General features: G+C 58.9%; 5 protein-coding genes. 3 read left to right on the top strand and 2 right to left on the bottom strand.

Annotated elements, in window-relative coordinates; genetic code table 11:
• Positions 1–2 precede the first annotated feature (2 nt).
• Both BUE38_RS06315 and BUE38_RS06320 read left to right on the top strand, forming a co-directional pair.
• Positions 3–1142 carry a PQQ-dependent sugar dehydrogenase gene (locus tag BUE38_RS06315; protein ID WP_073434147.1) on the top strand — a complete coding sequence of 380 codons (1140 nt, stop codon included), beginning with the start codon at positions 3–5 and terminating at the stop codon, positions 1140–1142.
• A 411-nt stretch (positions 1143–1553) separates the two neighbouring features.
• The gene (locus BUE38_RS06320; protein WP_073434148.1) at positions 1554–3212 is read left to right on the top strand and encodes a BCCT family transporter; all 1659 of its coding nucleotides are present in this window, start codon (positions 1554–1556) and stop codon (positions 3210–3212) included.
• A gap of 399 nt (positions 3213–3611) precedes the next feature.
• Here BUE38_RS06320 and BUE38_RS06325 read toward each other — a convergent pair whose 3' ends face one another.
• Positions 3612–4334 carry a 3'-5' exonuclease gene (locus BUE38_RS06325; RefSeq protein WP_073434149.1) on the bottom strand — a complete coding sequence of 241 codons (723 nt, stop codon included), beginning with the start codon at positions 4332–4334 and terminating at the stop codon, positions 3612–3614.
• A 7-nt stretch (positions 4335–4341) separates the two neighbouring features.
• On the bottom strand, positions 4342–6240 hold the full coding sequence (locus BUE38_RS06330) for a DUF294 nucleotidyltransferase-like domain-containing protein (protein WP_073434150.1): 1899 nt from the start codon (positions 6238–6240) through the stop codon (positions 4342–4344).
• Positions 6241–6509: 269 nt separating this feature from the next.
• On the opposite strand from BUE38_RS06330, the gene BUE38_RS06335 reads away from it, so the two are divergent.
• Positions 6510–6801: transposase (locus BUE38_RS06335; protein WP_143166211.1), on the top strand; the 292-nt coding region annotated here is incomplete at its 3' end.

The following is a 6801-nucleotide window of genomic DNA, read 5'->3' on the forward strand; positions in this document are numbered from 1 at the left end:
CCATGGCACGGCTCTCTTTACATCGCTCGGCGCTGATACTGGTCTCGGCTCTCCTTTCAGGAGTCGGGCTTCCGATCACGGCTATTGCCGATATCAGCGAGCCCGTGGCGACCCAGCATTACCGCCTGTCCATCGACGTCGTCGCAGATAACCTGTCCCACCCCTGGTCGCTGGCGTTTCTGGCCGATGGCCGCATGCTGGTCAGCGAACGCAGCGGCCGCCTGCTGGTGGTCGATGAGGGACAAACCAGAGTGCTGGATGGTATGCCTGACGTTTCAGCACGAGGCCAGGGAGGCCTGTTCGATATCGCCCTGCACCCGAAGTTTGGTGACGGTGAGCATGACTGGCTGTATTTCAGCTGGGCACGTCCCGTTGACCAGGGCGACGCCACCTCCCTGTCCCGTGTTCGCTTTGACGGCCATCAACTGGGCACGATGGAGCATCTGTTTACCCAGAACCAGCCTGCCGATTCCAGTCGTCATTATGGTGGGCGCCTGTTGTGGCTCGATGACGACACCCTGCTGATGTCGATCGGTGAGCGTGGCGATCGTGACAGGGCTCAGGACCCGAGCGATCATGCCGGTAGCCTGGTGCACCTCGACGAGAATGGCCATCCACTACCAGCAGCACTGGCCGGAGCCGCTGCCGGCATCCATTCCATCGGCCACCGCAATCCCCAGGGACTGGCCCTGGCCGAGGATGGCAGCCTATGGTCCACCGAACACGGGCCTCGTACCGGCGATGAACTCAACCTGATTGATCCAGGCGCCAATTACGGCTGGCCAGAGGTCAGCCACGGTCGTGAATATGTCACCTTTCTTCCGGTTGGTGAGTCCAGTGCTCCCGGAATGCAGGATCCGGTACATATATTCGAGGGGCGTTTCGCACCGTCCGGACTGACGGAAGTATCCAGCCCTCTGTTTTCGGACTGGCAGGGCGACCTGCTCGCCGGTGGTTTATCCAGTGAACAGCTGGTCCGCCTCGACCTTCATGACCAGCAGGTTGAGCAACAGGAAGTCGTGCTCGATGGTGAAGTCGGCCGCATCCGCGATGTCCGCCTGGGGCCGGATGGCGCCATTTATCTGCTCACCGATGAGGCCACGGGAAAACTGCTGCGCCTTGCCCCGATCAGCATGGAGTAATGCCACGAAAATTGTTCTCACTGCGACCTGTAAATGTGCCGCCACGCCAAATCTGATACCTCAATTGACACCGAGTTGTGCCCTATCAACGCTTGCCCAACAGCTCCCATCATGTCGAGAAGCTGAACATTCCACAGCGGCACTTGTTCAAGCCAGCCCCGCCACACTGCGGGCCACATGCCCTTCTCCGGCCCTCATTCGGAACCGTGGGCTTTACCATGTACAATAGCTGTCTAACATAATAACAACGGCCAGCTACCGAAATACTGGCGTTGACACCATCAGTGGCAGGCTGCAGTTCAACCACCACAATAGAAGGCAGCAAGGGACGTTCAATGTCTCCCATTGAGCGGACACCAATAAAGCGAGAATCCACTTACACACTCACAATGCAATGCAAGGGAGATCGCCATGGACAAGAATGCGCCCCAAGGTAACTCCTCCGCTTCGGAGGGGGTCCCGGCCCCGGATGGGCCAGCCAACCTGATCGATACCGACTACGTAATTGGCCAGGATAATATCGCCACCAAGGCGCTTGGCCTGGATGTCGACCTGCATGGCAAGGTCTTCACCATTTCCTCACTTCTGATTCTGGTTTTTGTCATCCTGACACTGGCCCTGCAGGAACAGGCAGAGCCGTTCTTCAGCGGTGTCTTCAGCTGGTTGACCGGCAACCTGTCCTGGGTATTCCTGTTGGGTGGCAATGTCTTTGTGCTGGTGTGTCTGGGCATCATCATCTCGCCACTGGGCAAGGTGCGTATCGGTGGTGCCAATGCCGACCCTGACTTCAGCTATGCCGGCTGGTTCGCGATGCTGTTCGCGGCGGGTATGGGCATCGGCCTGATGTTCTACGGCGTATCCGAGCCAATGACCCACTTCTCGACGGCTCTCAGTGGTACGACCATGGAAAATGGCATGCGTACCGACTGGGCTCCGCTGGGCGGCGCCGCAGGTGATGAGCAGGCAGCCATCTCTCTGGGCATGGCGGCGACGATCTTCCACTGGGGCTTGCACCCCTGGGCAGCCTACGCCATCGTCGGCCTGTCACTGGCAATCTTCGCCTACAACAAGGGATTGCCCCTCACCATGCGCTCGGTGTTCTACCCGATTCTGGGTGAGCGTGTCTGGGGCTGGCCGGGTCATGTCATCGACATCCTTGCGGTATTCGCCACCCTGTTCGGCTTGTCTACCTCATTGGGTTTGGGGGCCTCCCAGGCTGCGGCAGGTCTCAATTACCTGTTCGACACCCCCAGCGACAACACCACCATGGTGCTGTTGATCTGCGGTATCACCGCTATCGCCTTGATTTCGGTCGTGATGGGGGTCGAGAAAGGCGTCCAGCGCCTATCCCAGATCAATATGGTACTGGCGTTCCTGTTGTTGGCCTTCGTGATCGTCGTTGGTCCGACTCTGGCCATCGCCACCGGGTTCTTCCAGAACCTGCTCAACTACGCCAAGGAACTACCCGCACTGTCCAACCCCTTCGGCCGTGAAGATGCCAACTTCAGCCAGGGCTGGACTGCCTTCTACTGGGCGTGGTGGATTTCCTGGTCACCGTTCGTCGGCATGTTCATTGCTCGTGTCAGCCGTGGCCGCACCGTGCGTGAGTTCCTGATCGCCGTGCTGCTGGTACCGACACTGGTATCCGTGCTGTGGATGACCTCCTTCGGCGGTACCGCCATCGATCAGTTCATCAGCAATGGCTTTACCGGCGTACAGGATGCTGCCCTGGAGCTCAAGCTGTTCGCCATGCTGGGGCAACTGCCTCTGGCCAGCATCACCTCCTTCATCGGAATCGTGCTGGTGATCGTGTTCTTCGTGACTTCCTCGGACTCCGGTTCACTGGTCATCGATTCGATCACGTCTGGTGGCAAGGTGGATGCGCCCAAGCCACAGCGCATCTTCTGGGCGATCATCGAAGGCGCCATCGCCATTGCCCTGCTACTGGGTGGTGGCCTGACTGCGCTGCAGGCGGCCTCGGTCTCGACCGGTCTGCCGTTCACCCTTGTCCTGCTGGTGGCCTGCTACGCCATCATCAAGGGACTGATGAGTGAGCCCAGGGCGGTGTAAGCACCAACCGCGCATGAAAAACCCACAGGTTGAGGCCTGTGGGTTTTTTTATGGGTGGAAGCCGTAAGCTACGAGCGTCGAGCTACGAGCTGTCCAGTGCCGCTCCCTGGATCACGGATAACCCCACGCGAGCTTCAAGCCTCGAGCGGCTCAGTGCCAAACCGGCAACTCCGTGTCTTTCGTGGCGCCAGGGGTTCAAGCTCGAGCGTAGCGTACTTGCCGTTCGTCGCTCGCGTCCCACAGGGAGGTGGGAAGTGCGATTCACCCAACTCGACCCTCGAAGGTATTTGCAGCTTGCGCAAGCCACAAGCTACGAGACTCGAGCTACGAGCAGTTCACACGACTCTGCATTACCGTGCTCGTCGCTCGCAGCTCGCCACTCATGGCTGGAGTGGAGCTTCAGCTCCACAGCATCCCGATCGGTGTTTCCGGGGCATAATGGCTGGCCACCTGGGCCTGCAGCAGTTCCGCCGTCGCCAGAGCATCGTTGAGCGCATGGTGGCCATGATAGTGCGGTAGGCCATAGCGGGTACGGCTATCGTGGAGACGAATTGACGCTGGTGGCCGTCCTGACCAGCGCCTCAGGCGCGCCAGCCAGGATTGACGGTGGATACGGGCTTCCAGTGACATGGTGTCGATCACCGGGAAGCTCACCGACTCCCGCCAGGCCTTCCGGGTTGCCGCATCGAGAAAGGCCCTTTCGATATGGCGATAATGCACCACCAACAGGTGTCCGGCCATGGCGCGCATGACATCCTCGAGCACCTCGTCGAGGCGCGGCGCCCCTTCGATATCGGCATGGGTGATGTGGTGAAAGGTCACCGATCTAGCGTCCAGGCTGCGTCGTGGCCGCACCACCCAATAGCGCCGCTCGGAAACTCGAATCCGCGACAGCGAGAACGGCACCATGCCGATCGACACAATCTCGCTACGCTTCGGGTCAAGTCCGGTAGTCTCCAGGTCCAGCGCCATCATGGGCGCTTCCTCGATGGGCAGAATGGGCGATAGATCAGCACCGGCAAAGAAATCCTCCAGCGCCGAGACCTGTGTCTGCTGACGCCGTTGGACGAGATAATCGTGCCAGTCGGAAGCAGAGCGTGTCTTCGGGCGAATCAGCGGCATGACGCCTCTACCTGTTGCTGAATGGATAGCGGAACTTGAGAAACTTCTGGGCGTTGCTCAGCGTCTGGAAGGCGTCCTTGAGATGATGACGCTCGCTTCGCGAGACATTCTCCGGCTCGATGTTGTTGTCCGGTTCCTGCTCCTGCTCGAGGTCGATAACCTGATGGCGAATACGTGACATCGACAGAAACTCCAGTGCATAACGCAGCTTGTCGCTGACGCCCGGTGCCAGCAACTGGGTGCGATCGATATCATCAAGACGGTCGAAACTGTTCTGGGCACGCGAACCACACGCCAGCGCGTGGATGCGGATCAGGTCGACCATCGGCGCCGTGCCCCGCCGCTTGAGGTTGATCGAGTTGTTGCGCTTGCCGTCTTTCTCCATGACAAAGGTACGGAAGAACCCCAGAGGCGGGGTGCGGTTCAGGGCGTTGCGTGCCATCGCAGCAAGAAAACGTTTGTTCCGCGGCGCCATCTCGGCGACCTGGTCCTGAAGCTCTTCGACCAGCGAGTTTTCGCCACAGACCGGATCCAGATCGAAGAAGATCGAGCTGTGCAGCAACCCTTCGGGTGACGGCTGCTCGATCCAGTCACGAAAATACTGCTTCCAAACCGCCAACGGCTGTCTCCAGCGCTGATTGGTGGCCATGATGTCGCCCTTGCAATAGCTGTAGCCACAGGTAGCCAGACCATCGCTGACCCGCTTGGCAAGCTCGAGAAAATACTCATCGTGCTTCGCTGGATCGAAACGATCCGAGATCACCAGGGCATTGTCCTGATCGGTAACGATACTCTGCTCGTTACGTGCCATGGAGCCGAGCGCCATGAAACAGTACGGCACAGGCGGAGGTCCGAGTTCTTCCTCGGCCAGTTCCAGCAGTCGGCGAGTAAAGCTGCGACCGATGGTCGACAGCGCCTTACCGACGGTCTGGGAATCGGCTCCATCCTGGGCCATACGCACGAATGCGGCCTGTACGTCGGGCGCCAGGCGGGCGAGACATTCAGCAGACGGCTGATCGAAGATACTGCTGACCAGGTATAGACTGCTCTGGGTTTCATGCCGAATGATGTCAGACAAGTGCACTATCCCCACCGGAGCGCGCCGGTGCATCACGGGTAGATGATGGATATTGTTGCGCAGCATGCAGAGCATGGCTTCCTGCACCGACTCATCTGACTGTATCGCGATGAGTCGGTGGCGCACCACTTCCCCTACCGGAGTATCCGGCGATAATCCTTCCGCCACCACGCGCTTGCGAAAATCAGTATCGGTGAGGATACCGATGACCTGCCAGGCTTTGCCTTCACTGTCCTTGATACTGTAGCGCGGACTGCTCCCCGGCTCGTCCAGTACCAGCACGGCCGACGCCTGGAACTCGGAAAGCTGTTGTGCCGCCTTCTGCACAGAAGCTCGTGCTTCGATCATTACCGGGTAGCGGTTGACCAGCTTGCGCACCCGAGTGCCCATCATATCGTTGTCGCGTCTCTGCCCCTCGACCGTGGATTCGAGACGTGGGCGCTCCACTTCAACAAAGTCGGCAAAGGAGTCGCTGGCTTCACAGAGCTTGTGGAAGATTGACTCGGGAATGAAGTAGATCAACGAGTCTTCCATGGCCCGGGCCGGGAAGCGTACCTTATGGTTACGCATCAGGCTGAAGTGGCCAAAGATATCCCCCTCACCCAGCAGGTTGTACAACTCGCCATTGCGGCGGGTGACTTCAACGGCACCGCTGCGGATGTAACACAGATCCGTCTGCATCGAATCGAGCTCGAGAATCATCGTGTCCGCCTTGAAGTAACTGACCTCAACGTGGCTGGCCACCTCGTCGAGCAACTCCTCGGACAGGGCATCAAATGGCGCAAAACGCCCCAGATGCTGGCTGATTTCCAGCAACTCCACTTCCATGGTCGTCCTCCAGGCGGCAGATCATTCTGACGGGCACTACAGGCCCTTTTCTCGAGTCTGGGGCCACCGGGCAGTGGTGTAAAGCACGGGAACATTGGGCTTCGAGCATCGAGTTGCGAGCCACGAGCCATTCTGTGCCGAAACGCCAGCAGGTTGGTTTCCATGAACTCAAAACCTCAATTCCGAGATACCGGCACTGACTCAACCCGCCCCCATGCTATGCCCCCGATTTTGTGGACACCTCACTTTCCATCATGAGGTGAGGTGTCATGCTTCTACGTACACGTCGGCGGTATACGTCGGAATACAAGTTACATGTGGTCCGGTACTCTCTGGAGTCGACCGCCCCTCAAGCTGTCATCGCTGCTGAATTTGATGTTCCCGTCAGTGTCCTTGGTCGATGGAGGAGAGAGTACGTGTCCACTCACAAGAAAGACCAGAAGCCCGTCCCCAACCAGGGAGCCTCGAAGAGTCTGGCAGACCTGGAGCGGGAGAATCGCCAGTTGCGGAAACAGTTGGAACGCAAGGAACTGGAGATCGATATCCTAAAAAAGGCCGAAG

Origin of the sequence: Halomonas cupida (assembly GCF_900142755.1) — a bacterium.
GTDB classification, from domain to species: Bacteria; Pseudomonadota; Gammaproteobacteria; order Pseudomonadales; family Halomonadaceae; genus Halomonas; species Halomonas cupida.

Coding starts and splice junctions, on each gene's coding strand:
- BUE38_RS06315 (WP_073434147.1), top strand. CDS start 3: ATGGCACGGCTCTCTTTACATCGCTCGGCGCTGATACTGGTCTCGGCT.
- BUE38_RS06330 (WP_073434150.1), bottom strand. CDS start 6,240: ATGGAAGTGGAGTTGCTGGAAATCAGCCAGCATCTGGGGCGTTTTGCG.
- BUE38_RS06325 (WP_073434149.1), bottom strand. CDS start 4,334: ATGCCGCTGATTCGCCCGAAGACACGCTCTGCTTCCGACTGGCACGAT.
- BUE38_RS06320 (WP_073434148.1), top strand. CDS start 1,554: ATGGACAAGAATGCGCCCCAAGGTAACTCCTCCGCTTCGGAGGGGGTC.